This is a genomic window from Bartonella jaculi (genome assembly GCF_039543045.1).
Classification (GTDB): Bacteria; Pseudomonadota; Alphaproteobacteria; order Rhizobiales; family Rhizobiaceae; genus Bartonella; species Bartonella jaculi.
The window spans coordinates 1-585 of sequence record NZ_BAABIZ010000196.1; the positions used below are offsets into that span (position 1 = coordinate 1).

Here is a 585-nt window from a genome sequence, read left to right on the forward strand (position 1 = left end):
CTCCTTTAAAAAGTGAGGCGAATGGTGATCGGTTGGGTTTTGAACTTTGGCAGACAAGTGCTTGTCTCAAAGAGAAAGATCCCTTAGCTGAAGGGGTTTTGATGGCGCATCAACGGGCATGGATTGAGGATAAATCCCCCTTAAAGTTGGTTGAGAAAGGGCGCCGGACCGGCATTACTTTTGCTGAGGCTCTAGATGATACGCTGATTGCGGCGGCAACGCTTGAGGCTGGTGGCGATAATGTTTTTTACATTGGTGACACCAAAGAAAAGGGGCGTGAATTTATTGGCTATGTGAGCAATTTTGCGAGAGTACTTACCAGCCATAGTGGGGATGTGGAAGAAATTTTATTTCCAGATCAAAAAGAGGATGGGTCGACAAAATATATCTCTGCTTATCGGGTACGGTTTGCTTCGGGGTTTCGCATTGAAGCGCTTTCAAGCCGTCCTGAAAATATTCGTGGACTACAGGGCATTGTGGTGATTGATGAGGCAGCGTTTCATCAAGATGTGCGCGCTGTTTTGGATGCGGTGAATGCTTTGTTAATTTGGGGGGGTAAAATCCGTGTGATCTCAACACACAATG

1 pseudogene is annotated in these 585 nt (G+C 46.3%); it reads left to right on the plus strand.

The features are described from left to right. Positions 1–32 precede the first annotated feature (32 nt). Positions 33–585, plus strand: a pseudogene (locus ABD915_RS10155) (hypothetical protein); the annotation flags it as partial.